The sequence below is a fragment of the Nguyenibacter vanlangensis genome, from assembly GCF_013376155.1.
Classification (GTDB): domain Bacteria; phylum Pseudomonadota; class Alphaproteobacteria; order Acetobacterales; family Acetobacteraceae; genus Gluconacetobacter; species Gluconacetobacter vanlangensis.
The window spans coordinates 1-1,687 of sequence record NZ_JABXXP010000603.1; the positions used below are offsets into that span (position 1 = coordinate 1).

Annotated in this window: 2 protein-coding genes and 1 pseudogene; all 3 read left to right on the plus strand. The window is 66.6% G+C overall.

Features of this window, described 5'->3' with window-relative positions; all coding sequences use genetic code 11:
- Window positions 1–400, plus strand: a pseudogene (locus tag HUK84_RS17140) (NRDE family protein); the annotation flags it as partial.
- Window positions 401–585: 185 nt separating this feature from the next.
- Complete coding sequence (gene purC, locus HUK84_RS17145) at window positions 586–1,350, plus strand: phosphoribosylaminoimidazolesuccinocarboxamide synthase (protein WP_176641343.1); 765 nt, start codon at window positions 586–588, stop codon at window positions 1,348–1,350.
- Window positions 1,347–1,589, plus strand: a complete 243-nt coding sequence (gene purS, locus HUK84_RS17150) for a phosphoribosylformylglycinamidine synthase subunit PurS (protein ID WP_176641344.1) — start codon at window positions 1,347–1,349, stop codon at window positions 1,587–1,589. The genes purC and purS overlap by 4 nt, the downstream gene beginning before the upstream one ends.
- The last annotated feature ends 98 nt before the right edge of the window (window positions 1,590–1,687 follow it).

The following is a 1,687-nucleotide window of genomic DNA, read 5'->3' on the forward strand; positions in this document are numbered from 1 at the left end:
CATGATCGTCGCCGATCGCCGGGCGGCCTACTACATATCGGGCCTCGGCTACGGCACACCCGACGTCGCGCAACTCGAACCCGGGGTACACATGGCCGCCACCACCGGGCCGGACGACCTGTCCATCCCGCGGATCGGGCGCCACCTGCCGCGCTTCTGCGACGCCGCACGGCCGCTCCCGCCCGACTGGGCATCCTGGACGCGCCTGCTCTCCGACCGCACGCTGCCCGCCGGCAGCGAACTCAACATCCCGCCGCGCTCGGGCTTCGGCACCTGCAGTTCCTCGGTCATCGGCATCGCCGCCGACCCGGCCGCGCCCGCCTCGTGGCATTTCGCGGCCGGCGCGCCCGATCGCGTCGGCTACGCCCCCGTCATGCTGGATGTGCCCAGCGTACCGTAGCCCAGTATATCGTAGCCCGGCATACCGTAACCTGGCACGCCGTCATGTGCTGCCAGCCCCCGAAAAGGGAATGGTATCTTCCGCGACCAATCGTTGCTATGAGGCAGTCGCGTTACAGGGACCTCGCAGGCCCCCTCATCGGACGGATGCCCCGGCATCCTCCACCAGCCGCATGAAGGACGAGTATGGCCCGCCGCCGTCAGCTCTACGAAGGAAAAGCCAAGATCCTCTTCGAGGGTCCGGAACCCGGAACGCTCGTCCAGTATTTCAAGGACGACGCCACCGCCGGCAACGGCGCAAAGAAGGGCGTCATCACCGGCAAGGGTGTGCTGAACAACCGGATCAGCGAACATCTGATGCTGCGGCTGCACGATATCGGCATCCCGACCCATTTCATCCGCCGCCTGAACATGCGCGAGCAATTGATCCGCGAGGTCGAGATCATCCCGCTCGAAGTCGTGGTCCGCAACGTCGCCGCCGGCAGCCTGGCCAAGCGCCTGGGCATCCCCGAAGGCACCCGCCTGCCGCGCACCATCGTCGAATATTACTACAAGAACGACAGCCTGAACGACCCGATGGTCAGCGAGGAGCACATCACCGCCTTCGGCTGGGCCTGCACCCACGACCTGGACGACATGGTGGCGCTGACCATGCGGATCAACGATTTCCTGACCGGCCTGTTCGTCGGCATCGGCATCACCCTGGTCGATTTCAAGCTCGAATTCGGCCGGCTGTGGGAAGGCGAGGAAATGCGCATCGTCCTCGCCGACGAAATCTCGCCCGACAATTGCCGCCTGTGGGACGCCAAGACCAGCGAGAAGCTGGACAAGGACCGCTTCCGCCGCGACATGGGCCGCGTCGAGGAAGCCTATCAGGAAGTGGCCTGGCGGCTCGGCATCCTGCCCGAGGCCACGAATTCCGACATGAAGGGGCCGGAGGTCATGCAATGAAAGTACGCGTCACCGTCATGCTCAAGGAAGGCGTGCTGGACCCGCAGGGCAAGGCCGTCGCCCACGCGCTGCATGTGCTCGGCTTCGCCGGCGTGGGCGAGGTCCGGATCGGCCGGGTCATCGAACTCGACCTCGACGAAACCGATCCCGCCGCCGCGCGTGACAAGGCCGACGCCATGGCCCGCGGCCTGCTGGCCAACCTGGTGATCGAGGATTTCACGACCGAGGTCGTAGCATGACCCGCGACATGACCCGTACCCGCTCCCTCCTTCTCGCCGCGTGCCTCGCCGCCCTGCCGGCCGGCACCGCCATGGCCCAGCGCGTCTCCACGCTGCCC